Raw genomic sequence first — 24,618 nt, 5'->3', positions numbered from 1 at the left:
ATTTTAAATTTAGCCTACCGAAGACCACAAATTTTGATGTAATTCCTGTGTGTTATGCCACTGTCTTGCAGCTAACCACTCAACTAATGGCTTTGGATCACTTGGAAAATTAATCTGTTTTTGTGAGGTACTATTGAGCCAATCATCCAACGCATTGGGGTTTAAGTAATTCATTACGTGCGCGGCTTTCATTGCTAATAATGTTTGTGCATTGGCGTCTTGTTCAAACTGCCCTGACAATGGTTTCAATAACAGTTTTTTACCTAATTTTAGTGCTTCGCTAGAGAGCTCAAAACCCGCATTTGCGATCACACCACTGGCATTAGCTAAATCATTTAAAAAGCCACCACGTGAAGGGGCTCGTAGATGAATATTCGCGGTTGAACTATTTTGTGCTTGCGGGTGGTAACAATAGAATTCTTTTTCAGGAAACTCTTGTAAGTAATCAATCACACTTCGCAGTTCTTCAAAAGGTAAATATACCAATACTTTATTGTCAACATTGACTGGATTATCATGCTGATGATGAGCAATAAAAGGAGGAATGATATTTTGCGCAAATGGTTGCCAATGCACGCCTAAGTAGGTATCAGCAGGAGCATAATATTTTATGAATGAGCGGCGCAGCAAACTATGCCCAAACATTGGTACTTTGGGTGATAAAAATGCAGCTTGATGACTCATGCCTATGACTGGCACTGCTTGGCGTTTTGCTGCCCATGCGGTGATCGGTTCAAAGTCATTAAACACAAAATCATAACCCGATACATCTAACTGTTTAATATCTTTTAGTAATCTGCATATACGGCTATTTTTCACTGTTTGGTAACTATTGACTTGACCATTTTGAGTAGTAAAAGATAACCCCCGAAAGCTGCGATAATTAGTAAACTCGTCCATATCAAAGTAATTCTGCTGGGCTCGCCCTGAAAACACATAATCTACAGCAATCCCCATTTGCTTAAACGCATTCGCCATCACCCGTGCTCGGGTTATATGACCATTACCAGTTCCTTGAATGCCATAAAGTATTTTCATAAGGTAGCCACTATCAAGATTGCCAATAAACCACAGCTTCCCCCCATCAATGCACCAAGCACTACATCAACAGGAAAATGTACCCCAAGTAACACCCGCGATGCTGCGACCCCAGTTGCCCACAAAAAACATAACTCTGCGAATTGCGGGAAATACTGCGCTAAGATAACGGCCACTAAAAATGCGCCAGCACTGTGCCCTGACGGTAAACTAAATTTATCACTGGGCGTAATGTAAGCGCCTTTTACTAAACAATCACATGGCCGAATTCTGGCAAAACTATTTTTAGCCACGTAATAAATGGGTCGCTCAATTAAAAAGCCCAGCAATAGAGTCATCGCCATAAGCCGTAATTCAGCTTCACTGCTAAGCCAGCCAAAACCAACAGCGATTAATACATAAAGCCCTCCATTGCCTGTTTTTGAGAAACCTAAAGCTGAATTTTTTAACCATTTTGGGGCATTGCCATTAAATAGCATCAAAAACAAACTTTGGTCCAGTTGGACAACTTTTTTTAGCATGTTGTTCTCACTCATTACTTGCTCCTTTAATTGTGCAAACTCTGTACACAAATTCAGCTTAGGCGGTGAAAATAACAATTGAGTGACGCTTTTAAGACACTAATATTGCTTTTCCTGTTTTAGCGCAATAATTGTTTAAAAAGAGCGCAATTTACTGTTATTAAGTCGTTGTTATTGCATTTAAGAAAGGTATACTGAACATCAGCTCACGTATCTTTAGAAAGGATAGAAAAATGGATTACAGCACTTCAGATTTATGCGATCACTTTGCCGATGTGGTCGATGTGCTCGAACCTATGTTTATTAACTTTGGTGGTCGCCACAATTTTAGTGGCCGTATTAAAACCGTCAAATGTTTTGAAAATAATGAACTGATCCGCGACATACTCTCTCAAGACGGCGAAGAATGTGTATTATTAATTGATGGGGGTGGTTCAACTCGTCGCGCATTAATCGACATCGAGCTTGCTGAACTAGCTGTAGAAAATAACTGGCAAGGCATTGTGGTATACGGTGCAGTACGTCATGTTGATGAACTTGAAGAGCTTGATTTAGGTATTCAAGCAATTGCTTCAATCCCTGTTGCAGCAGACAGCACCGGGGCTGGTGAAGACGGCATTGGCGTTAACTTCGCTGGTGTATCATTTTTTGATGACGACTTTATCTATGCAGATAGCACCGGTATTGTATTATCTGGTGAAGAACTTGAACTGGAAATCGTAGAAGAATAACGAGTGTCAAACCACCTACATATCTATGATGAAGCGACTGTAAAACCTTGGTGTAGCAGTCGCGCTAATGAAAGAAAAGCATGGCAGTCAATAGCCCTACTTGACACTGGTGTTGATCCTTTACAAGCCATGCACGATGCCGCGCAATTTGGTATTAAGTATGTATTACTAGGTATTTGCGAAGATATCGGGCCACGCGCCAACTTAGGCAATGGTGGTGCCGAAGATGGCTGGCAAGCATTTCTTAAACGCTTTTTAAATCAACCTGATAACCAATTTTTAGCGAACGAAAAAGTTTTGTTATTAGGCGAAGTCGCGATCAGCGATTTGACTCTTGCGGCGCGCGATTTATCAAACCAAAATCCTCAGCAACTAACACAATTACGCCAGTTATGCGCCCAACTTGATCAACGTGTTGAGCAAGTGCTGAGCTTAATTTTTACTGCAGGGTTAGAGCCAATCGTTATTGGCGGTGGCCATAATAACTGCCTTGGTATTATTCGCGCATTAAGCAAGCATAAACAGCGCCCAATAAACGCGATCAACTTTGACCCTCATGCCGATTTCCGTGACTGTGAAGGCCGCCATAGTGGTAATGGTTTTCGCTATGCATATAACGAGCAACACTTAAATAATTATCATGTTATTGGCATGCACGAGCTGAAAAACAATCAAGCAATTATTGATGCTTTAGCTGCTGCCCAATTTAGTTATGATAGCTACCAAGCGCTGCAAGTTAGGCGCGAAAAAACCTTAACTGAAGCATGCCAGCAGGCACTATATAATCTAATTGATGCACCACTTGGGGTTGAAGTGGATCTTGATAGCATTTCATTAATGCCCGTCAGTGCGTATACCAATTGTGGTTTTAGTGTTAGCGATGCCGAACACTTTGTGCATTTAGCTGCCAGTCAAGTAAACAGCCAATACTTGCATTTATGTGAAGCAGCCCCCAACCAACATCCTAGTGGTATACAGGCCGGAATGAGCGATGCAGGGCAAATAATCACAGCTCTCGTGAATGCTTATTTACAAGCCAAAGCAAACTAAAAAACGATTACGGATGCTCTATTTGCCATTGTTTTAACCAAGAGATCATGCCAACACTGCTAAGTGGATGACTATAGTAATAACCCTGCGCGGCATAGGCGTTTAAACTTTTTACAAAATTAAGCTGCTCCAGTGTTTCTACCCCTTCGCAAATTACCTTCGCATTTTGTTGGTTATGCATATCAACCATACCACTTATCAAACTACGAACATGGCTTTGATGACTGAAATCAGCAGTTAATGAAGGCGCTATTTTTACATATGCAACGGCTAAATTTGGTAACTTAGCAAGCCAAATAGGGCTATCACCAAGGCCATCCACACAGACTTTAATACCAATGCTATTGATGCGTGCGACCATTGCTTTACCTTGCTCATCTAAACTCATAAACAGATTAAGTGGACACTCGACAATTAAATCGCCAGCTTGTAGTTGATGTTCGATAAAAATGTGATCAAGGAATTCGATAAATTCTTCATTTAGCATTTCAGAGCCAAATAAATTTATACTCAAAGGCATCGTTATGCCTTCCATGCGCAGTGCCATTGCAAGCTCTGCGGCGCGTTCAATAACAAATGTGGCTAATGGATAAGCAAGCCCTGCAACACGTATATCATCAATAAATCGATTAGCCGATAAAATCCCTTGTCTGGGATGTTGCCAACGCAGTAACAACTCTAAAAATTCAATTTTTTCATCGTGATTGCAAATGATGGGTTGGAAATACAATTCAAGTTCGCTAGAAAAATCGATATTTGCTAATTCTTTCAAACGCGCTTGCTGTTCTAATTGCTCTATTCTCATTTGTTGATGGTACACCACCACTTGTTGTTTTGGGTGGCTATCTAAAGCGAGGTAAGCAAACGAAATTAAATTATCAAAGCTATTTTCTTGTTCATCGCAATCAACGAAACTGGCCCGTGCATTGACTTTAATAGTGCAATTAGCCACATTAAACGGCTTCAAGGTGGCCCCTAGTATTTGATTGATTAATTGCTCATGTAGATGTTTTTGCTGCGCTAAATTACATATAAACGCAAAATTTAGGCCACCAAGGTGAGCTAATTTTTGTTCCCCAGCTAAATTAATCACTTCTTCAATAAGCAGTAGCTGCTTAATACGGTTTGCAGACTGCGCTAATAGTAAATCCCCAAAGTCTCGGCCAATATGCTGATTAACCTGAGCAAACCCCTCCAACCGGATAACCACCAACGCAGCTCGTTGTTGATTGTTTTTACGCCAGTCGTAATAGCCTTGGCGTAACTGCTTAATATCGGGAAGATTTAATAACGGCGCAGGCTCCATAAAGTGATTTATATGCGCTGCGTCATCAGCCTCAGCAACAAGTTCTTCATCATCAAAATAGCCAGACATCGCCAGTACAATGCTCGCCAGTACAATTAAATAAAGAGGTAACTCAAGTAGTAAATGAGCCGCTAAGCACACCGTAAATACGAGTGCTGAGCAACAGCTCAAAGTGAGCATAGTCCACTTATTTTGCGAAAATGCCAGCCATAAATGCAAACCAATACTCAGTGCAAATAGTAACTCCAAAAAGTTAAAGCCGCCACTTAATACTGCCAACCCAAGTACCCCATTGCTGAGATAGCTAAAGCGCAGTAATGGCTTTTTAACCACGCACAAGGCACAGATCATCGCCATAAAAATAGCGCCGGCTAAAAAAGTAGGCGTCAATATATTGTTTAAAAAAGCGCTCCCTGCAGAATATTCAAGTCCCGTATTTGTTAATAGCGCAATTAAAATCATTTTTTGAGTACAACATTACAACAGACTAATTTAGTCTACCCAAAATCCACAGATTTAACAGTTTATTCACGCCAAATTGATAACTTAATTGTGCTGGGTGGGATATTTGCCAATGAGCTATATCGGCACGCATGCCGACTTTTAACACTCCGCGATCAGTTAAACCCAATGCTTTTGCGGCATTACGCGTAACTCCGGCGAGAGTTTCTTCAGGAGTTAAGCGAAATAAAGTACACCCCATATTCATCATTAATTGCAAAGAACACAAGGGTGATGTACCTGGATTAAAGTCTGTCGAAATCGCTATTGGTACTTGATACTGCTTTAATAGCTCAATTGGCGGCTGTTTGGTTTCGCGTAAAAAATAAAATGCCCCGGGTAATAATACCGCTACAGTGCCTGCTGCAGCCATGGCCTTTACTCCAGCTTCATCTAAATGTTCAATATGATCAGCAGATAACCCATTAAATTCAGCGACTAATTGTGCTCCTTGCTGATTTGAAAGCTGTTCAGCATGACATTTCACTGGCAAATTATGTTTTTTTGCGGCATTAAAAACTCGGCGAGTTTGCTCATTACTAAAACCAACATTTTCGCAAAACACATCGACAGCATCGGCTAAATTTGCAGTGACCACTTGCTCAAGCATCTCATTACAAACCAGATCGATATACTCATCACTGCGACCTTTATATTCCAAAGGTAGGGCATGCGCCCCCAAAAATGTCGTTTTTACATCAATCGGGTGATTTTCACCTAACAAACGTGCCACTTCGAGGATTTTAACTTCATTTTCGCAATCAAGTCCGTAACCAGATTTGATCTCAACGGTACTCACTCCCTCGGCATAGAGGGCATTGAGACGATCCTTCGCGAGCACAAATAAAGCCTCATGATCCGCAGCTCGTGTTGCTGCTACCGTACTAGCGATCCCCCCACCTTGCGCTGCTATTTGCTCGTAACTAACACCTTGTAAACGCTGTTCAAACTCTTCAGCTCTTGAGCCGGCAAACACTAAGTGGGTATGACAATCAATTAAACCAGGTGTTAGCCACTGCCCTTTTGCTGAAAGCATCGGCGTTGCTAATACGTCGAATTTAGGTAAATCGGCTTGTTTACCCAACCACACAATGACACCTTTGCGGATAGCCAATGCTGCATTTTCGATGGCGCCATAAGGGGCTGCAATACTGCAATCCATAGTTGCGATATTGGCATCTGTGATCAATAAATCCCAGTCATTAGCCGGATCATTTGCAGTTATTGTTGTCATATTAACTCCGAAAATTATTTTTTATCAGTCTAACAAGTCATCTTGTATATACAAGGTAAATATGCCATCTTATAGTTAATAACAAATTTAAAAGACCATAATAATTCAAATGACGACACCTAAGTTCGCACAAATAAAGCAATTTATTGTTGATAATATCCGCAGCGGCGCATGGCTTGAAAACCAACGTGTGGCTTCTGAAAATGAATTAGCAGAACAATTTAGTGTTAGTCGAATGACTGCGCGCCGAGCATTAAGCGAGCTCACCGAAGCGGGTATACTGACTCGTAGTCAAGGTTTAGGCACGTTCGTTGCCAGTTTTAAATCGCAATCATCATTGCTTGAAATCAAAAATATAGCAGATGAAGTCAAGGCCCGTAACGGCAATTATAGCTGTACAGTATTAGTGCTTGAATCTATCAGCGCCGTTGCGCCAATTGCGATTGCACTGGGTGTTGAAGTAGATAGCGTGGTGTATCGCAGTGTATTAGTGCATAACGAAAACGAACAGCCACTGCAAGTTGAGGAGCGCTTTGTTAACCCTGCACTAGCAACAAGCTACCTTCAACAAGATTTTACTGCGTTAACTCCGCACGAATATTTATCGAGCGTCGCACCATTAACGGAAGCGCGCCATACGGTAGAAGCAATAATGCCTAACAGCGAAATGTGCCAATGGCTTAATTTATACCATGAAGAGCCATGCTTACAGGTGATTAGGCGTACTTGGTCATCATCTGGGATTGTTAGTTTTGCCCGTTTAGTATCACCGGGTAGTAAGTATCGCTTAGGCGGACATTTAACTTTTAAAAAGTAATATGTAAAAAATAACATTAGAAAGAATATAAAAATCAAAAATGATGCGCTTCACAGCGTATTTTTTGAAACCAATAAGCTTGTATATACAACAGGAGTAATCTATGAACAACAGACTTGATGAATCTCGCGTTATCCGCGCCCCACACGGCGATAAAATCAGCGCTAAGAGCTGGCTCACCGAAGCAGCTAAGCGCATGTTAATGAATAATTTAGATCCTGAAGTAGCCGAACATCCACATGCTTTAGTTGTGTACGGTGGGATTGGTCGTGCAGCGCGTGATTGGCCTTGCTTTGATAAAATCATCGAAACTCTCGACAGACTCGAAGACGACGAAACGCTACTCGTACAATCAGGCAAACCTGTTGGGGTATTTAAAACTCACAGTAATGCACCGCGAGTATTAATTGCCAACTCAAACTTAGTACCTCACTGGGCTAATTGGGAGCATTTTAACGAGCTCGATAAACTTGGTTTGATGATGTATGGCCAAATGACTGCGGGATCATGGATCTACATTGGATCACAAGGCATAGTACAAGGTACCTACGAAACCTTTGTAGCGATGGCAAAACAACATTTTAATGGTGACGCTGCTGGAAAGTGGGTGCTAACCGGTGGCTTAGGCGGTATGGGCGGCGCGCAGCCACTTGCGGCAACCATGGCGGGATTTAGCGCACTCGTAGTTGAATGCGATGAAACGCGTATCGATTTTCGGATCAAAACCCGCTATGTGGATGTTAAAGCAACCGATTTAGATCATGCACTGGAGCTTATCAACGAGGCGTGTGGCAAAGGCGAAGCGCTGTCAGTCGGCTTACTTGGTAATGCCGCTGATGTATTTAGTGAGCTTGTTAACCGAGCTATTACTCCCGATGTAGTGACCGATCAAACCTCTGCTCACGACCCGTTGAATGGCTATTTACCGCAAGGTTGGAGCATGCAACACGCGGCTAAAATGCGTGAACAAGATCCACAAGCGGTTGTCAAAGCAGCTAAGCAATCGATGGCTGTGCAAGTCAACGCAATGTTAGCACTACAACAAGCTGGTGCTGCAACAACTGACTACGGCAATAACATTCGTCAAATGGCATTTGACGAAGGCGTAACAAATGCCTTTGATTTCCCAGGTTTTGTGCCAGCTTATATTCGTCCATTATTTTGCGAAGGAATTGGTCCATTCCGTTGGGTGGCATTATCAGGCGATCCTGAAGATATTTATAAAACCGACGCAAAAGTGAAAGAGCTTATTCCTGACGACAAACACTTACATAACTGGCTTGATATGGCTCGTGAACGTATTCAATTCCAGGGCTTACCTGCTCGTATTTGCTGGGTTGGCTTAAAAGACCGCGCTCGTTTAGCGCTGGCGTTTAATGAGATGGTCAAAAATGGTGAGCTTAAAGCACCGATTGTGATCGGCCGTGACCATTTAGACTCAGGCTCAGTTGCGAGTCCAAACCGTGAAACCGAAGCAATGAAAGACGGCTCAGATGCAGTATCAGATTGGCCATTACTTAATGCATTACTGAATACCGCAGGAGGTGCAACATGGGTGTCACTTCATCATGGTGGTGGTGTAGGTATGGGCTTTAGCCAACATTCTGGCGTAGTCATTGTTGCTGATGGCACCGACGAAGCAGCTGCGCGGGTTGGCCGCGTATTATGGAATGATCCTGCAACGGGCGTTATGCGCCACGCGGATGCAGGTTACGATATTGCAATTAATTGTGCGACCGAGCAAGGCCTCGACCTGCCAATGTTAAATAAGGAATAATCATGTTTAAACTCACCCTAACACCTGGAAAGCTCGATTTAGCAACACTGCGCCAAATTAATTCATCACCAGTGACGTTAACACTCGCCAAAGATAGCGAGATAAAAATAGCAGCCAGTGCACAAACCGTGCAAGACGTGATTGACCAACACAGAACGGTATATGGCATTAATACCGGTTTTGGCTTACTCGCCAATACTAAAATTGCTGAACATGAATTAGAGTTACTCCAGCGATCCATTGTACTTTCCCATGCTGCGGGCATCGGTGCTTATATGGATGACAGCACAGTACGATTGATGATGGTATTGAAAATTAATTCATTATCACGTGGCTTTTCTGGCATTCGCCTAAAAGTGATCGAATTCTTTATGCAGTTACTTGCTGCACAAGTCTATCCATGCGTGCCAAAAAAAGGCTCGGTAGGTGCATCTGGCGATTTAGCGCCACTTTCACATATGTGTTTACCACTGCTCGGCGAAGGCGAAATGCGCTATCAAGGTAAACTCATTAGCGCTGCTGACGGTCTTAAAATAGCCGGTCTTGAGCCATTAACACTGGCTGCTAAAGAAGGCTTGGCTTTGTTAAATGGCACTCAAGCCTCTACCGCATTTGCGCTTCAAGGGCTATTTCGGGCTGAGGATTTATATGCACAAAGCTGCGCGATTGGCTCAATTAGTATTGAAGCAGCAATGGGAAGTCGCTCGCCATTTGATGCACGTATTCATGAAATTCGTGGCCAACTTGGTCAAATCGATACCGCGGCAATGTTTCGCGATATGCTCGGTGAACATTCACAGATCAGCGAAGCTCATGTGGATTGTGAAAAAGTACAAGACCCGTATTGCCTACGCTGTCAGCCACAAGTACTTGGTGCGTGTTTAACGCAAATTCGCCAAGCAGCCGAAGTGTTGTTGTGTGAATCTAATGGTGTAACCGACAACCCATTAGTATTTGCTGATGTAGGCGATATTATTTCGGGAGGTAACTTCCACGCCGAGCCTGTGGCTATGGCAGCCGACAATTTAGCATTAGCGATTGCCGAAATTGGTGCACTAGCTGAGCGTCGTATTGCGTTACTCATTGATTCAAACTTATCAAAGTTGCCACCTTTCTTAGTTGAAAACGGCGGCGTTAATTCAGGCTTTATGATTGCACAAGTAACCGCAGCAGCATTAGCGTCTGAAAATAAATCATTGGCGCATCCTGCTTCTGTGGATAGCTTACCAACTTCAGCTAACCAAGAAGATCATGTTTCTATGGCAACTTTTGCAGCACGTCGTCTGCAAGAAATGGCTGATAACACGCAAGGCGTACTGGCAATTGAATGGTTGGCATCTGCGCAAGGGTTAGAATTTAGAAAGCCATTGCAGGCATCAGCCAAAGTTGAACAAGCTAAAGCAACACTGCGCACAAAAGTGAGCTACTACGATAAAGACCGTTATTTTGGCCCAGATATCGAAGCAGCTAATTTATTATTACAGCAAGGTGAGTTGTGTAATTTATTACCTAAAGGCGTATTACCGTCGTTTTAAATAGCAAACTGATAGTTAAAACCAAGTGATTCAATAGCCGAACCATCAATGATGCGTTCGGCGCTTTCGTCACTCGTAAATGTAGGGGGGGTTGTTCCGTATTGCTGGCATTTTTGCTGATAGTAATCTGCTTTGGTTGGATGAGCTGGGTTGACTACATTGTAAATTGACGCTGCAACTTGCCAATTCTCCAACACAGTAACAATCGCATTAATAACATCTTGTTGCTGCACCATATTAACGGTTTGGTTGCTCGAACTTTGTAGTTCTTTGCCTGCCACAAAACGCCCAGGCTCTCGCTCTGGCCCAATTAAACCACCGAGTCTAAGTACTTTTCCACCCGCATTTAATACCAGTTGCTCAGCATCAATTAATGGCTGTTGGCGTGCAGTGCTTACTTTAATCTCACTTTGCTCTGTATAGGTTAGATTATCTTGAGCATACACAGCCGTTGATGAACACAACAAAAAGCCTTTTGCATTCATGGTGCCTGCCAGTTCAATGGCTAATTTTAACGTGGCTAAATAATGGCTATCAGCGTGGCGACTACGTGGTGGTATAGCACACACCCACCACGCATTATGTAAATCTAGTTGATGAGCTAATTGCTGATCTGCAAATACTAACTGGCGCTGAAAAGCATGTTGATGCTCTGCGCTGCGATGGGTGCCTTGAACATCCCAACCTTTTGCGAGCTGTTGTAAGCACAATGGCTGACCCAACCAACCTGCGCCCAATACTATTAATTGGTCTTTATTTTTACCCGCCACGTAACATCACCCTTACAATTAAATAGAAATTTGTTCACTTCTCTCATCGCACACAATAGCGATTAAGATAAAGATATGATTAGATAAGAGTGCTTACTCTACTAAATAATAAGAATGTGTGCACTTATGTTACGAAATCTATCATTACGAAAAAAAATCCTGTTATTAATTGGTGGCACTATCAGTGTGCTGTTACTTATTGCCTCGGCTTACTTTGTGAACCATATCGCCGCCTTGTCTCGTCAAAGTATTGAACGTGAAGCATACAGCTACTTACAAAGCGAACAGCTGTCAATGCAGAGCTATTTTGCTCAATATGGCAAAGTTGTAGAAACTTTTGTGAATAATCCTCATCTCGTTAACTGGTTTGACGCATGGGATAAACGCGACCAAACACTCCAAGGCGCGCCAGGCTACGAAGAAGTAAATCAAGACTTTATACGCATTAGTGGCAATGATGAAAATATTCTCTCGGCATTTTTTGCCTCCGCCAAAACCGGTGAATATTTTAAAGAGCATGAACGTACTACCCACTATAATGGCCAGCCGTATTACGCTTATAAACGTGGTTGGTGGCAAGATGCATTAAAAATTAACCGTTTATATGTCGGGCCCATTTCAGTTGATTTAACCACAGGTAATGCCTCTGCGGTTGTGCAACAGCCTGTTTATAATAAGCAACGCGAACTAATTGGTTTTGGTGGCGTCGATTTACAACTGAATAAAATCAATAAAATGGTCGAAGATATTCGTTTTAACGGTCAAGGTTTTGGCTTTTTACTCGATGGCGACCAAAAAGTGGTGCATTTATCAAAACGTACCAACCATAAACTTTCAATCACCGATGAAGGTCCTAACGGTAAAGAGGGGTTAGAAGTACTTGAAAAACAATTTAGCGACACGCAAGGCTTCAGTTCGCTCAACCAGCAAATGAAAAATAACGTCGCTGGTGATGCCAAGGTAACCTTACAAGGACAAGAGTACTTTGTGGTTTATAACCGCTTACAATTAGAGCATCCTTATCTAAACTGGTACGTGGGTATTTTAGTGCCACGCACTATGATTGATGAGCCAGTAAATGACGCGGTCATGACCACCACCAGCTCGGTCATTATTATTTTATTAATCATCATGGCAATGATTTTGTGGGCTACAAAAATGATCTCACAGCCGATCATCACCTTGACCCATATCATGCGCGATATTGCTTCTGGGGATGGCGATTTAACCCAAAAAATTACTATTGATAGCAAAGATGAAGTTGGCCAGTTAGCTCATCATATGAATACCTTTATTGATAAGTTGCACGTTATGATGCTTAATACCGCAGCACAGGCTGAACAACTTACCGATGCGGCGGCACAATTAAAATCGGTTTCGCAACAAACTAATGACGAAATTCAACAAGAAAAACAGCAGGTTGATAGTGTTAGCGCGGCAGTAACCGAAATGGCGACCACGGTTATGGAGATCTCGCGTAATGCACAACACACCAACAATGCAGCTGAGGAAGTCCAACAGATCACCGCAGATGGCGCCACTCGCTCGCAAAATGCACAAAGCGTGATGACCGCCTTAGCTGACCATATTGGCGAAGCTGCTAAAGTGGTCGCAGGCCTAGAGCAAGAAAGTGGTAACATCGGCGCCGTAGTTGATGTGATCAATTCCATTGCAGAGCAAACCAATTTGCTGGCGCTGAACGCTGCAATTGAAGCCGCCCGTGCTGGTGAGCAAGGCCGTGGCTTTGCGGTCGTAGCCGATGAAGTTCGCTCGTTGGCCAGTCGCACACAAGAGTCAACTGATGATATTCGCAACATGATCTCACGCTTACAGCAAATTGCACAGCAAGCTTCAACTATGATGCAACAAGGACAAGAGCGCGCGCAAAGCTCGGTTACGCAAACTCAAGAAGTACTAGATGCATTGCAAAACATTGCTGACTCAGTGACTAAAGTACAAGATCAAAGTCATCACATTGCCACCTCAACCGAGCAACAAACGGTGGTTGCCGAAGATATAAATAATAGTTTAGCGGCAATTAATCACTTAGTGAACAGCACTGCAGATCATGCCCTTGAGCTTGCTGATGAAGCCAGGGACCTTAACGAGCTTGCCAGCTTACTAAATAAAACCGTTAATCAGTTTAAGCTTAAGTAAGCCAATATTGATAAGCAAAAGAGTGCTCCGGCACTCTTTTTTGTTGTAGATCAATATTCCCTCGACGCATCCTTTTTATACTAACGAAAATGATATAAAAGGTGCGCGTGATGATTAATTTACCCAAATGGGATCAAAGCTTAATAAATAAGTACAATGTGTCTGGACCAAGATACACCTCCTACCCCACAGCATTGTCGTTTAATGATGGCTATCAACAACAAGACTTGATCAGTGCAATTAACTCATCAAACAGTCGCAGCTTATCTTTATATATCCACATTCCGTTTTGCAGTCAGCTTTGCTATTACTGTGGCTGTAATAAAGTAATAACCCGCCATCAATCAAAAGCTGACTTATACCTAGATTATCTTGAAAAAGAAATCATCGCTCAAGCGCTGCTATTTGATAGCTATCAAGTACAGCAACTGCATTTAGGCGGTGGCACGCCCACTTTTTTAACAACCAGCCAAATGAGCCGTTTAATCGCGCTACTTGAGCTGCACTTTAAGTTTGCTCCCGATGCGGAGCGTGGCATTGAAATAGACCCTCGCTCACTGGCAACTGACATGCTCAGCCACTTGCGTAGCCTTGGCTTTAACCGTGTATCATTTGGCATTCAAGACTTTAATGATGATGTACAGCTTGCCGTTAACCGTCCACAAAGTGCTGATGCAGTAAAAAGTTTGATTGGTGAAGCGCGTGAACTCGGCTTCAAATCAATCAATGCAGATATGATTTATGGCTTACCACTGCAAACCCCTGAGAGCTTTAAAGAGACTATTGAGCAATTAATTGCCCTTAGTCCTGATCGTGTATCGGTATTTAATTACGCGCACTTACCGGATCGCTTTGCCGCTCAGCGAAAAATTAAGGATGCAGATTTACCTAGCGCTCACGATAAGCTCACCATGTTTAAGAATACCTTAGAACAAATGAGTAACGCAGGTTATCAGTTTATTGGTATGGATCACTTTGCAAAAACCAGTAATGAGTTAGCTATTGCACAAAATAGTCAGCAATTACATCGTAATTTTCAAGGCTACACCACTCATGGTGACTGTGATTTACTGGGTTTAGGGGTGTCATCAATTTCACAAATTGGCACTGCTATTTTGCAAAATCAAAAAGAGTTAAAGCATTACTATCACGCGATTGATAATCAGCTTGGCAGTGCAATCAGCAAAGGTATGAAACTTGATAATGATGACGTTATTCGCGCTGATGTGATAAAACAGCTTATTTGCCACTTTGAACTGAATATGCAAAGTATTGCTAATAGCTATCAACTCGACTTTAAAGATTACTTTGCCAGCTCACTGCAAGCTCTTGAGCCGCTAATAGCAGATGGCATGGTAACTATCAATGCAGACTTAATAACCGTCACAGCACGCGGCAATTTGTTTATTCGTATCATTTGTATGTGTTTTGATGCTCATTTACAAAAACAGATTAACGCGACTCGGTTCTCTCGGGTAATTTAATCTGAGTGCACAAGCATAAAAAAAGCAGACCGAGGTCTGCTTTTTTATTGATACTATAAAATTAGTTAAACACCACGTTTTCGCTACCAGGGGCTGCTTTAAACTCTTCAATGATTTTCTCACAGTCAGCTTTAATTTGCTCTGCATGAGTTTCTTCAGCACGCCAGCGAGCGCTGTCTTGTTTAAATATTTCTTTTTTCGAATATTTTTTACGAGCGTCATGAGTTGGCATTTCTTTTACCACTTCATACATCGCAAATATGCCTGGATAACGCCCTGGAAGGTCTTCGTCATCCGTAAAGCTGTATTGCGACATTAGCACCCAAATACGCAAACTCCCTTCTGAGAACTCACATTGCTCTTGGTGCATAGCACGGGCGATTAAATGAATGCTGTCTGCGAGCTTGGCATTTCGCTCTAAGCGTGACTTAGCTAACTTAGCTTGCTGCTTTACATGCTCTTTCGCGATCAGTTTTTTTTGCGCACTGAGTTTATACAGTAATTGGCCAGCATAAAATGCCAGCCCCGCAATGATCACAGCGCCAACACTCAGAGCCAAGATCATTATGTTCATTATTTATCGTCCTCGTCATCTAACCATTCATTGGCTAAATCATTCGACAAGTAATGATCAAAGTCACTATTAGCTTCTTCGCTAAACTCTTCATCATCAAAATCGTCAGCTTCGTCTTCAATACCAAGCAATTCACATAACACTTGATGACGTGCAATACGGCTGTTGAAGTATTTAGCATCTTTACCTGTTAATAACTGGCCACTTTCATGTAACTCAACCAGCTTCAATAAGCGCTCATCATTTTCTAGCGCTTCTAATTCTTGCTCTGGTGAAAGTTCAGGCTGAACTACTTTTTTCAGTTCAACTTGTGGCTTCAAGTTACGTTTAAGCTCAATAACTGGTTCAGCTGCAACGGCAATTAAAGGGATTGGTTTTTTACTACCAACACGTTTATCTTTATGTTGCTGATTACTATTACTCTCAGGCTGTAAAGCGTCTATCGAATTACGTGAACCTGGCTTTGCACCTTTGGTCTTTTTAACGCGTTGTTCTTTCAATGCACGCATTTCTTTAAGCTTATCTTTGCTTAAACGAACAGGACCGTTAGACGGGATTTTACGTGACTTTTTAGTTCTACTCATATCTTGATCATCTCACTTAAGAGGTTTTGAGCAACGCGCATTTTAGCGTTGCGATGCTGGCCTTGCCAGAAGAATTCGGTTTGTGCGGATTGAGGTTGGGTAACTCGACTACTTGCGCACTTTCTATACATTTAAGTATAAACAATGGCTATTGTAACAGGACAAATAAAAAGGCGGTAGAGAAAACATCTCTACCGCCTGCTAATCTGAGCGCCATTTAACTGGACACTTCTCCCTTCGACTTTTTAGTCTTTATTATTGTTATTATTTTTGTTGTTCCATGTTGTTATTATTTTTACCTTCCATGTAACATTCCATTTTGTTTTTATTTTAAACTTCCGTGAGATTTTATTATTCTCGGTCTTCATTGACTCTTTTTTAATATTCCTTCGGTGACATCAACCGATGTCTTATCCCCGACAATCACGTCACACTACTTTCCGTGTAGTTTAGTCCATTTTGTTCTTATTGTTTCAGCGACAGGGGTTAATTTACGCATTAATAATTTTGTTACAACTAATTTATATAATTTTTCTTACGCAATACAAATTGCAACATAACCAAAACATTAAATTACAATGAGTTATAATAAAAACAAAAATAAAAATAGGATTTGGCTTACAGCAGGATATGGTCAATGTCTTACAAGGAAAGAGGTAATATCGACAAAACAAAAAATACAAAAAAAGCAGCCTGAGCTGCTTTTTGTAACCACTATAGATTTTAGGATTAATAATAAAATTAATCTATACTACTTTAGTGTAGTCCACCTAAGTACTTAGAAAGCACTTCGATATCTTTGTCAGTTAGCTTTTTGGCAATATCTTGCATCATGCCATTTAAATCATTATGACGCACACCATCACGGAATTTCTCAAGCTGTGACTTGATGTATTCTGGATGTTGAAAAGAAATTTTTGGAAACTTAGCTAATGATGAGCCATTACCACGTGGACCATGACATGCTGCGCATGCTGGAATACCACGTTCTGCGTCACCTGCTTTATAAAGCATGGCGCCAACGTCAACGATATCTTTAGGTGTCTCACCTTCAGACATGTTAAGTGACGAAAAATAAGCAGCCAAATCTTTCATGTCTTGATCGCTTAATGGCATTGCCATCGCGCTCATGACTGGATCCATACGACCCTCTTTACCACCTGAAGTCATACCTAACTTCAATTCAGTAAGTTGCTTATAAATATAATCCGCGTGTTGGCCTGCAAGTTTTGGGTAGATATTAACCGGCGCATTACCGTCTGGGCCGTGACAAGCCGCACACGTTGCTGATTTTTCTTTACCTGCGTTTACATCGCCATCAAATGCTGTTGCGTTGCTTGCTGACAACGCACCAAGCAATATAGTTAAAGATAGTGCTATTTTTTTCATGGTGAATTCTCTGTTTCCGACCCTGTATCATCTACAATATGGATGTTGTGATTTATATATTCTACACGATAATAAATTCTCTGACACGTTTTCTACTCATATTAAACTTATAAATTATAGGGTTTTGACCTAGATTAAGCTTTGACCATATCATTTTAGTTGATTTTAGGCTGTTATCTTAGTCCAAATGCGCTTTTTAATAGTGTAGTAATAGTATAAAATGCGCCCCTTAAGTGAACTTTAATTAAGTAAAGTTTACTCGCTGTAATACTTAATTAAGTTTCTAGGAGAGCCTGTGCTCAAATCTCGTATCAAATATAACACTGCATCGTTCGTTACCAGCGCTCCAGATATCACTAAATTGCCTGCTGATACGGGAATTGAAGTTGCCTTTGCTGGCCGCTCCAACGCCGGTAAGTCTAGCGCCCTAAATGCATTAACTGACCAAAAGCTGGCACGTACTAGTAAAACCCCTGGCCGTACGCAACTGATCAACACATTTGAATTAGCCGATGTTGATGATATGCGTCTAATCGATTTACCTGGCTATGGTTTTGCTAAGGTACCGATCGAAATGAAAAAGAAATGGCAAAAGTCATTAGGTGAATACCTGCAAAAACGTCAAAGTTTAAAAGGTATCGTGATCTTAATGGATATTCGTCATCCTCTTAAAGATTTAGACCGCGATTTAATTAATTGGGCAATTGGTAGTGAAATTCCAGTATTGGCACTATTAACTAAAGCCGACAAACTAAAGCAAGGTGCACGTAAAGCACAGGTGCTGCAAGTTCGTCGCGAGTTAAGCAGCTTAGAGGGTGATATTACCGTTCACGCGTTTTCATCTTTAAAAGGCACAGGATTACCTGAAGTTGCTAAGAAATTAGATGAATGGTTCCTAGGGCCAATTGTTGCAATACCACCTACTGATGTTGAACAAACGCCTGAATCAGATGCTTAATCACACGTTTAAGTAAAAACGCTGACCCGCAGATTGAATGAAATAGCCTTGCTTATCAGCTTGTGCTATTTCTGCCCACTGATAAAACACACTTCTTGATACCCGAGCACTACAGCCATACGGTAACTGTAAATACGGCACATCATTGCCCTGATAATCTTGTACTACTAAAGGTTGTTCGCAGGTTACTAGCCAAGTTCGCTGTAAATTATCCACACAACATAACACTTGCCCTTGCTCTGTCATTTCAAAGCGCCAATTTACGATTATAAAGGGAGCATCATGGACAGTAATAGCTATTTTTTCGATTGGTGTTTTTAAGTAAAAAGTATCCTGCTCTTTGCAAAGAACTGAGGCAAACAGCTTAACCATAGCGATACGAGTAATTTTACTGCCACCGTATAACCACTCACCTTGCTGATTGATGATAATTGGCAGCTCGCCACAATGCTGCGGCTGCCATTGAGAAAATGGCTTGCTTGGCTGCTCAAGTGCAGTGGCAAGCTCATTCAAAGAGTGCATTATTTAAGCTTGTTCATCGTTAATGAAAAACTAACAGGTATTGCCGTTGCTATCGATGGTAAACCTGCTAACTTTTGCAATTGCATAATGCCATCAATGACAGCAAAGTCTGCGCCATTTATGATAATTGGGCTCATTGATGAAACGCTGATATCCCCTTGCGATGACAAGTTGGCTATAACATCCAGTGTAATCTCTTTCTTAGCACCATGAAAATCAAGTTCAGCACTAATACCTTTAAATACATGTTGGCCAGGCTTAAGCGCTTTTAATTGCGTGCTTAAATTAGCTGTTATGGTTGCGGTTGGAAACTTCGCTGTTTCAAATAACAACTTGGTCATGCGTTCATTACGGATAGGGATCATCGTTTCAACTGAGCTCAGATCAATATCAACTGAGAAAGAGCCATCTTCAGCTAAACTACCTGACACATTTTTGAAGTGATGCACTTCAGCAATACTATTTGACTTAATAGACACAAAACTTACTTTGCTTTGATCATTGTTAACCTGCCAATCAGCACAGGCAACACCAGAGACTAATAGGCTTGATAACGAAAGACCTAATATCGCAATTGATTTAACCATCACGCATTCCTTTCAAAATGAAAATGAGATTCAATGGTATCACTTGTTCTATGAAGTGCAATCAATAGCATAATAAATAACAGAGACAAAAAAACGACCCAACAAATTAATGCTGGGTCGGTATAGCAAACTGGGGAGAAGCTATCAATACGAGCACTCTTTCGAGTGCATCATCAACAGGATGTCCTACAGGATGAGGACGACGCGGACTTTACCAAACTAACCATGATAAATAAACTAAATACAGGTACTAACTAGTCGAATTGATAAACATATAACTAATACTACAAATTGCATGTTAATTTAACTTAATATTAACATTGAATTTCAGCTCAAAATTTGCTCTATTAACTAATTAGAATAAAAACTCCACACACTTTGTCTGTAAACAGCAGTTCAAAGCGTGATCAAACACACACAATAAAAGAGCACTGATCATGAAAAAAATAACCACTCTATACTTATGCTGCCTGCTATTTATCTTCAGTAATAGCGCTAATGCAGGCTATACCCAAACCAAATACCCAATTGTATTAGCACATGGCTTGATGGGTTTTGACGATGTATTAGGTGTCGATTATTTTTATCGGGTACCAGCAAGCCTCAGTCGTGATGGCGCACAGGTTTTCGTCACGGCCGTATCCTCGCTGAATAATTCTGAACAACGAGGCGAGCAGTTACTACAGCAAGTTGAACAGATTATTGCACTAACTGGTACAACAAAAGTAAATCTCATTGGTCATAGTCAAGGTGCGCAAAGTATTCGCTATGTTGCCTCACTACGCCCCGACTTAGTTGCCTCAGCGACCAGTGTTGGCGGTGTTAATTTTGGTAGCCCTGTTGCTGATGTGGTGCGCCAAGGACTGACTCCTGGATCTAAGCTAGAAGGTATAGCTAAAACAGCCTTTGATGCATTTGGCGGGTTAATCGCATTACTCTCTGGCAATAGTCAGTTACCACAAGATGCGCTTGGTGCACTGGAGAGCTTAACCACTGAGGGTGCCCTGGCCTTTAATCAAAAATATCCAGAAGGCCTACCTGCTGAGCAATGCCAGCAAGGACCTATGTATGCCAGTAATGGCGTATATTACTTTTCTTGGAGTGGTACTCGAACTTTAACAAATATATTTGACCCATCAGATGCAGCACTGGCGATCACTGCAATACTGATCCCAGGCGATGACGATGGCTTAGTCTCTCGTTGTAGTAGCCATTTAGGTTATGTATTAAAAGATAATTACCGCATGAATCACCTTGATGAAGTGAATCAACTGATTGGCTTTCATCATTTATTTACAACCGATCCACTGACAGTCTACCGTCAACATGCTAATCGCTTGAAAAAATTAGGCTTATAAACAATGAAGCAGTTGCTCATTTTAGTGTTAGTGATATCTATCACTAGCACCGCTATGATTTTTTTACTCAGCGACGATAAGCTTACAAGTGCAACGCCACCACATGTCGATCAACCGATGGCAATCGATAGCATTTTTGAACACGTTATTTTAGCTAGCCAAGAGTCCGGTGAGTTTAGTGCTTCGCAGGCTCTAGAACAGTGCGAAAAGTTAGCTGCATGCGAAATCAATAGTGAGCTATTTAATCGCTACCTCAGCTTTAAAATAGCGCTGGCAGAGCTGCAGCAACAACTCGCTCATTTGCCGCTAAGCGAACAATTAATTGCAATGATCGCTTTTCAACAACGCTACTTCAATGCAGCTGAAATCACTCTTTTATTTAACGATGATAATGAGTGGCAGCACTATACAATTGCCAAGCTTGAAATTAATCAGAACAACCATATTAGTGATGAATTAAAGCAACAATTGTTATCTAATTTAGAGGGCGAACAACCTGAGCGTATTACCCAGGCACTTAAACCTAGTAACGATCTAAAAGCTTTAAACACTGAGCTAAAAGATGCCCTGCAACAACAAGACTACAATCAACTGGCAGCGGAATTTGGCGATGCTGCGGCAACAAGGTTAATCGCTCTAGAGCAGCAGCGCCAGCAATGGCAAACATTGAGTGAGCAACTCAAACAACAAATTAAACAGTTAAAACAACACTATGAGCCACAACAAGCAGAGCAAAAAATTACCCAGCTACTTGATGAGCATTTAACCACAAATCAAAAGCGACGGTTTTTAGTGTTATATCCATTGCATTAAATGAGTGACCTACTATAGCGTTAAGAAAGTAGCCGAATGGCCACCTTTTAAAAAACTGACTACCCTATTCACAGACATAAAAAAGCGCGGCTTCACTCAATGCAGCCGCGCTTATATGATTTAAAAAGCTCAGTGATTAATGGGCTTGTTGCCAATTATCTCCGCTATCAGCTTCAACCACTAATGGCACATCTAATTTCGCAGCATCAGACATTAACTGGCAAATTTCTGCGGTGTATTGCTCAACACACTCAGTTTTGATTTCAAATACCAATTCATCGTGTACTTGCATCAGTAATTTAACCGTATTCGGTGCTTGTTCATACACCCATTTGTTGACTGTTAGCATGGCTTTTTTGATGATATCAGCAGCGGTGCCTTGCATTGGTGCATTAATCGCAGCACGTTCGGCTCCTTTACGGCGCGCGCCATTACGGGCGTTGATCTCTGGTAAATGTAAGCGACGACCAAAAATAGTTTCAACATAGCCATTTTCGGCAGCTTTCTCACGGGTTGATTCCATGTACTCAAGCACACCAGGGAAACGTTCAAAATACTTATCAATGTAATGTTGCGCTTCATGGCGCGGTACATCAAGTTGACGTGCTAAACCAAATGCTGACATCCCATAAATTAAACCAAAGTTAACCGCTTTAGCTTTACGGCGCATATCCGTGGTTACATCTTCTAACTCAACACCAAACACTTCCGCAGCAGTTGCACTGTGTACATCAAGACCATTGGCAAACGCATTTAACAAGCCTTTATCTTGCGATAAGTGCGCCATGATACGTAGTTCGATTTGGCTGTAATCGGCAGCAACTATTTTATAGCCATCTGCAGCAATAAAAGCCTCACGAATACGGCGTCCTTCTTCTGAACGAATAGGAATATTTTGCAGATTAGGATCGCTTGAACTTAATCGGCCAGTTGCCGTTACCGCTTGATGATAAGAAGTATGCACACGCTTCGTTTGCTCATTAACTATCAGTGGTAATTTATCAGTGTAGGTTGATTTAAGCTTAGATAAACCCCGGTGCTCAATAATAACTTTAGGCAGCGGGTAATCGTGAGCCAACTCTTGTAGTACTTCTTCAGCTGTAGAAGGTGCGCCTTTTGGCGTTTTTTTAATAACTGGCAGTTCAAGCTTTTCAAACAACAATACTTGCAATTGCTTTGGTGAGCTTAAGTTAAATGGTTCACCAGCAATCTCATGCGCTTCTTTTTCCAGCTCAATTAAACGCTCACCCAAACGCTGGCTGTGCGCGGCAAGCATTTTGCTATCAATCGCAACACCGGTACGCTCAATATCTGAAATAACGCTGACAAGCGGCATCTCTATATCTTCAAATACCGATTTAAGCTTTTCATCGGCTGCAAGTTTCGGCCATAATACTTGGTGTAAACGAAGCGTAATATCCGCATCTTCTGCGGCATAAGGTGCCGCTTTATCAAGTTCGATTTGATTAAATGTCAGCTGCTTTTTACCTTTACCAGCAATGTCTTCAAAACTGATATTTTTATGGCCTAAATATTTTAGCGCCAACGAGTCCATATCATGGCGAGTACCAACACTATTAAATACGTAAGATTCAAGCATAGTATCGAATTTAATACCCTTTAGCTCAAAACCGGCATTAGCCAATACACTCTTATCATATTTTAAATTTTGACCAACTTTAGCTTTGTTTTCATCAGCTAAAATTGGCCCGATCTTCGCCATCACCGTCTCTAAGCTTAACTGTTCAGGCGCGCCAGGATAATCATGGGCAACCGGTAAATACACGGCTTCGCCAGCTTTAACAGCAAAGCTCATCCCGACAAGTTTAGCTTGCATGTAATCAAGGCTGGTTGTTTCAGTATCAAAGGCAAATAGTTCAGCGGCATTTAATTGCTCGACTAAAGTATCTAATTGCTCTGTTGTCAGGATTGTTTCATAATGAGCATCAGCCACTTGCGGTAATTCATTCGCTTCACTAGGGACAGCCAAGTGAGTGTCTGCATCTTTTGGATTATCTAATAACTCAGCTAACCAGCGACGGAACTCACACTCGCCATACAAGGCAATCAGTTCATCGCGATTTGGCTCTTGCAATTTAAAGGTATCTAAGTCTGATTCAACTTCAACATCGCATTTAATGGTAGCCAGTTCATAACTTAGCGGTAAATGATCGACTGCGGCGGCAAGCTTTTCGCCGATCTTACCTTTGATCTCACCGGCATGATCAAGCACACCTTGTAATGATCCGTATTTTTGTAACCACTTAACCGCCGTTTTAGGGCCGCATCCATCGACACCTGGGATATTATCTACTTTATCGCCCATCAAAGCTAAGTAATCGATGATCAGTTCAGGACCAACGCCAAATTTTTCAACCACAGTGTCTGGATCAGAAATACTGTCGGTCATGGTATTGATCAAAGTGACATGCTCATTCACTAACTGAGCCATGTCTTTATCACCGGTTGAGATCAATACATGGCGCTGCTGCTCTGAAGCAATACGGGCGAATGTACCAATTACGTCATCAGCTTCAACACCCTCAATACTAATAAGCGGAAAACCCATCGCCCTAATAATATCGTGCAGTGGCGCTATTTGCGTGCGCAAATCATCGGGCATTGGCGGGCGGTTGGCTTTGTACTCACTGTACATATCATTACGGAAAGTTTTACCTTTAGCATCAAAAACCACCACCATATGGCTTGGATCATACTGTTTGATCAGGCTTTTCATCATGTTAACAACGCCGTAAATAGCGCCTGTTGCTTCACCTTTTGAGTTAGTTAAATGCGGTGGTGAATGATATGCACGGAATAAGTAGGAAGAGCCATCGACTAAAATAAGTGGATTTTCAGGGATCTGAGCCATGATGTAATTGGATCCTAAATGAGAGAAAACGAAATATCTG

The 24,618-nt window shown here is 41.7% G+C and carries 21 protein-coding genes; 10 read left to right on the top strand and 11 right to left on the bottom strand.

What is annotated here, in order from left to right:
* Positions 1–9: 9 nt before the first annotated feature.
* Together H5163_RS10315 and H5163_RS10310 are read right to left on the bottom strand one after the other, a co-directional pair.
* Positions 10–1,038, bottom strand: a complete 1,029-nt coding sequence (locus H5163_RS10315; RefSeq protein ID WP_182735064.1) for an MJ1255/VC2487 family glycosyltransferase — start codon at positions 1,036–1,038, stop codon at positions 10–12.
* On the bottom strand, positions 1,035–1,574 hold the full coding sequence (locus H5163_RS10310; RefSeq protein ID WP_145238476.1) for a phosphatase PAP2 family protein: 540 nt from the start codon (positions 1,572–1,574) through the stop codon (positions 1,035–1,037). Before H5163_RS10310 ends, H5163_RS10315 begins: the two co-directional genes overlap by 4 nt.
* 218 nt (positions 1,575–1,792) lie before the next feature.
* On the opposite strand from H5163_RS10310, the gene rraA reads away from it, so the two are divergent.
* On the top strand, positions 1,793–2,290 hold the full coding sequence (gene rraA, locus H5163_RS10305) for a ribonuclease E activity regulator RraA (protein WP_145238473.1): 498 nt from the start codon (positions 1,793–1,795) through the stop codon (positions 2,288–2,290).
* 3 nt (positions 2,291–2,293) lie between these two features.
* Complete coding sequence (locus H5163_RS10300; protein WP_182735063.1) at positions 2,294–3,340, top strand: formimidoylglutamase; 1,047 nt, start codon at positions 2,294–2,296, stop codon at positions 3,338–3,340.
* A 7-nt stretch (positions 3,341–3,347) separates the two neighbouring features.
* Here H5163_RS10300 and H5163_RS10295 read toward each other — a convergent pair whose 3' ends face one another.
* Together H5163_RS10295 and hutI are read right to left on the bottom strand one after the other, a co-directional pair.
* Positions 3,348–5,003, bottom strand: coding sequence for a GGDEF domain-containing phosphodiesterase (locus tag H5163_RS10295; RefSeq protein WP_182731700.1), 1,656 nt, complete (start codon positions 5,001–5,003; stop codon positions 3,348–3,350).
* Between the two features lie 130 nt (positions 5,004–5,133).
* Complete coding sequence (hutI, locus tag H5163_RS10290) at positions 5,134–6,381, bottom strand: imidazolonepropionase (protein WP_182731683.1); 1,248 nt, start codon at positions 6,379–6,381, stop codon at positions 5,134–5,136.
* A gap of 109 nt (positions 6,382–6,490) precedes the next feature.
* Here hutI and hutC point away from each other — a divergent pair, with 109 nt between their 5' ends.
* From hutC to hutH, 3 genes are all read left to right on the top strand, one after another.
* Positions 6,491–7,198: a histidine utilization repressor gene (hutC, locus tag H5163_RS10285; RefSeq protein WP_145238461.1), complete on the top strand. Its 708-nt coding sequence runs from the start codon at positions 6,491–6,493 to the stop codon at positions 7,196–7,198.
* Positions 7,199–7,301: 103 nt separating this feature from the next.
* Entirely contained in the window at positions 7,302–8,975 is a 1,674-nt protein-coding gene (hutU, locus tag H5163_RS10280) for a urocanate hydratase (protein WP_145238458.1), read from the top strand.
* Between the two features lie 2 nt (positions 8,976–8,977).
* Entirely contained in the window at positions 8,978–10,510 is a 1,533-nt protein-coding gene (gene hutH, locus H5163_RS10275) for a histidine ammonia-lyase (protein ID WP_182735062.1), read from the top strand.
* Here the strand turns inward: hutH and H5163_RS10270 are convergent.
* Entirely contained in the window at positions 10,507–11,280 is a 774-nt protein-coding gene (locus H5163_RS10270; RefSeq protein WP_182735061.1) for an NADP-binding protein, read from the bottom strand. The two genes, hutH and H5163_RS10270, sit on opposite strands and share 4 nt — an antisense overlap.
* 126 nt (positions 11,281–11,406) lie before the next feature.
* Here H5163_RS10270 and H5163_RS10265 point away from each other — a divergent pair, with 126 nt between their 5' ends.
* Together H5163_RS10265 and hemN are read left to right on the top strand one after the other, a co-directional pair.
* The gene (locus H5163_RS10265) at positions 11,407–13,437 is read left to right on the top strand and encodes a methyl-accepting chemotaxis protein (RefSeq protein WP_145238449.1); all 2,031 of its coding nucleotides are present in this window, start codon (positions 11,407–11,409) and stop codon (positions 13,435–13,437) included.
* A gap of 110 nt (positions 13,438–13,547) precedes the next feature.
* Entirely contained in the window at positions 13,548–14,921 is a 1,374-nt protein-coding gene (gene hemN / locus H5163_RS10260) for an oxygen-independent coproporphyrinogen III oxidase (protein WP_145238446.1), read from the top strand.
* Between the two features lie 61 nt (positions 14,922–14,982).
* Here hemN and H5163_RS10255 read toward each other — a convergent pair whose 3' ends face one another.
* The 3 genes from H5163_RS10255 to H5163_RS10245 form a co-directional block, all read right to left on the bottom strand.
* On the bottom strand, positions 14,983–15,495 hold the full coding sequence (locus H5163_RS10255; protein ID WP_220494571.1) for a DUF2489 domain-containing protein: 513 nt from the start codon (positions 15,493–15,495) through the stop codon (positions 14,983–14,985).
* Positions 15,495–16,079 (bottom strand): Der GTPase-activating protein YihI, encoded by a 585-nt coding sequence (yihI, locus tag H5163_RS10250; protein WP_145238440.1) that lies wholly within the window; start codon positions 16,077–16,079, stop codon positions 15,495–15,497. Before yihI ends, H5163_RS10255 begins: the two co-directional genes overlap by 1 nt.
* Before the next feature lie 756 nt (positions 16,080–16,835).
* Positions 16,836–17,468, bottom strand: a complete 633-nt coding sequence (locus H5163_RS10245) for a cytochrome c (RefSeq protein ID WP_182735060.1) — start codon at positions 17,466–17,468, stop codon at positions 16,836–16,838.
* Positions 17,469–17,763: 295 nt separating this feature from the next.
* Here H5163_RS10245 and yihA point away from each other — a divergent pair, with 295 nt between their 5' ends.
* A complete protein-coding gene (gene yihA / locus H5163_RS10240) occupies positions 17,764–18,426 on the top strand; it encodes a ribosome biogenesis GTP-binding protein YihA/YsxC (protein WP_145238434.1) in 663 nt (220 codons plus the stop codon).
* Here yihA and H5163_RS10235 read toward each other — a convergent pair whose 3' ends face one another.
* Both H5163_RS10235 and H5163_RS10230 read right to left on the bottom strand, forming a co-directional pair.
* Positions 18,427–18,948, bottom strand: a complete 522-nt coding sequence (locus H5163_RS10235; RefSeq protein WP_145238431.1) for a DUF1285 domain-containing protein — start codon at positions 18,946–18,948, stop codon at positions 18,427–18,429.
* Positions 18,948–19,535, bottom strand: coding sequence for a YceI family protein (locus H5163_RS10230; protein ID WP_182735059.1), 588 nt, complete (start codon positions 19,533–19,535; stop codon positions 18,948–18,950). Before H5163_RS10230 ends, H5163_RS10235 begins: the two co-directional genes overlap by 1 nt.
* 437 nt (positions 19,536–19,972) lie before the next feature.
* Here H5163_RS10230 and H5163_RS10225 point away from each other — a divergent pair, with 437 nt between their 5' ends.
* Both H5163_RS10225 and H5163_RS10220 read left to right on the top strand, forming a co-directional pair.
* Entirely contained in the window at positions 19,973–20,893 is a 921-nt protein-coding gene (locus H5163_RS10225; protein WP_182735058.1) for a triacylglycerol lipase, read from the top strand.
* Positions 20,894–20,896: 3 nt separating this feature from the next.
* The gene (locus H5163_RS10220) at positions 20,897–21,706 is read left to right on the top strand and encodes a lipase secretion chaperone (protein ID WP_182735057.1); all 810 of its coding nucleotides are present in this window, start codon (positions 20,897–20,899) and stop codon (positions 21,704–21,706) included.
* A 136-nt stretch (positions 21,707–21,842) separates the two neighbouring features.
* Here the strand turns inward: H5163_RS10220 and polA are convergent, their stop codons facing one another.
* Positions 21,843–24,578 carry a DNA polymerase I gene (gene polA, locus H5163_RS10215; RefSeq protein ID WP_182735056.1) on the bottom strand — a complete coding sequence of 912 codons (2,736 nt, stop codon included), beginning with the start codon at positions 24,576–24,578 and terminating at the stop codon, positions 21,843–21,845.
* Positions 24,579–24,618: the final 40 nt, after the last annotated feature.

Origin of the sequence: Pseudoalteromonas sp. SG44-8 (genome assembly GCF_014164125.1) — a bacterium.
Classification (GTDB): Bacteria; Pseudomonadota; Gammaproteobacteria; order Enterobacterales; family Alteromonadaceae; genus Pseudoalteromonas; species Pseudoalteromonas rhizosphaerae.
This window is presented reverse-complemented; position numbering and strand designations above follow the sequence as displayed.

Excerpts from the sequence above, each read along its gene's own strand:
- H5163_RS10315 (WP_182735064.1), bottom strand. The coding sequence starts at position 1,038 with ATGAAAATACTTTATGGCATTCAAGGAACTGGTAATGGTCATATAACC.
- H5163_RS10310 (WP_145238476.1), bottom strand. The coding sequence starts at position 1,574 with ATGAGTGAGAACAACATGCTAAAAAAAGTTGTCCAACTGGACCAAAGT.
- rraA (WP_145238473.1), top strand. The coding sequence starts at position 1,793 with ATGGATTACAGCACTTCAGATTTATGCGATCACTTTGCCGATGTGGTC.
- H5163_RS10295 (WP_182731700.1), bottom strand. The coding sequence starts at position 5,003 with ATGGCGATGATCTGTGCCTTGTGCGTGGTTAAAAAGCCATTACTGCGC.
- hutI (WP_182731683.1), bottom strand. The coding sequence starts at position 6,381 with ATGACAACAATAACTGCAAATGATCCGGCTAATGACTGGGATTTATTG.
- hutC (WP_145238461.1), top strand. The coding sequence starts at position 6,491 with ATGACGACACCTAAGTTCGCACAAATAAAGCAATTTATTGTTGATAAT.
- hutU (WP_145238458.1), top strand. The coding sequence starts at position 7,302 with ATGAACAACAGACTTGATGAATCTCGCGTTATCCGCGCCCCACACGGC.
- hutH (WP_182735062.1), top strand. The coding sequence starts at position 8,978 with ATGTTTAAACTCACCCTAACACCTGGAAAGCTCGATTTAGCAACACTG.
- H5163_RS10265 (WP_145238449.1), top strand. The coding sequence starts at position 11,407 with ATGTTACGAAATCTATCATTACGAAAAAAAATCCTGTTATTAATTGGT.
- hemN (WP_145238446.1), top strand. The coding sequence starts at position 13,548 with ATGATTAATTTACCCAAATGGGATCAAAGCTTAATAAATAAGTACAAT.
- H5163_RS10255 (WP_220494571.1), bottom strand. The coding sequence starts at position 15,495 with ATGAACATAATGATCTTGGCTCTGAGTGTTGGCGCTGTGATCATTGCG.
- yihI (WP_145238440.1), bottom strand. The coding sequence starts at position 16,079 with ATGAGTAGAACTAAAAAGTCACGTAAAATCCCGTCTAACGGTCCTGTT.
- H5163_RS10245 (WP_182735060.1), bottom strand. The coding sequence starts at position 17,468 with ATGAAAAAAATAGCACTATCTTTAACTATATTGCTTGGTGCGTTGTCA.
- H5163_RS10235 (WP_145238431.1), bottom strand. The coding sequence starts at position 18,948 with ATGCACTCTTTGAATGAGCTTGCCACTGCACTTGAGCAGCCAAGCAAG.
- H5163_RS10230 (WP_182735059.1), bottom strand. The coding sequence starts at position 19,535 with ATGGTTAAATCAATTGCGATATTAGGTCTTTCGTTATCAAGCCTATTA.
- H5163_RS10225 (WP_182735058.1), top strand. The coding sequence starts at position 19,973 with ATGAAAAAAATAACCACTCTATACTTATGCTGCCTGCTATTTATCTTC.
- H5163_RS10220 (WP_182735057.1), top strand. The coding sequence starts at position 20,897 with ATGAAGCAGTTGCTCATTTTAGTGTTAGTGATATCTATCACTAGCACC.
- polA (WP_182735056.1), bottom strand. The coding sequence starts at position 24,578 with ATGGCTCAGATCCCTGAAAATCCACTTATTTTAGTCGATGGCTCTTCC.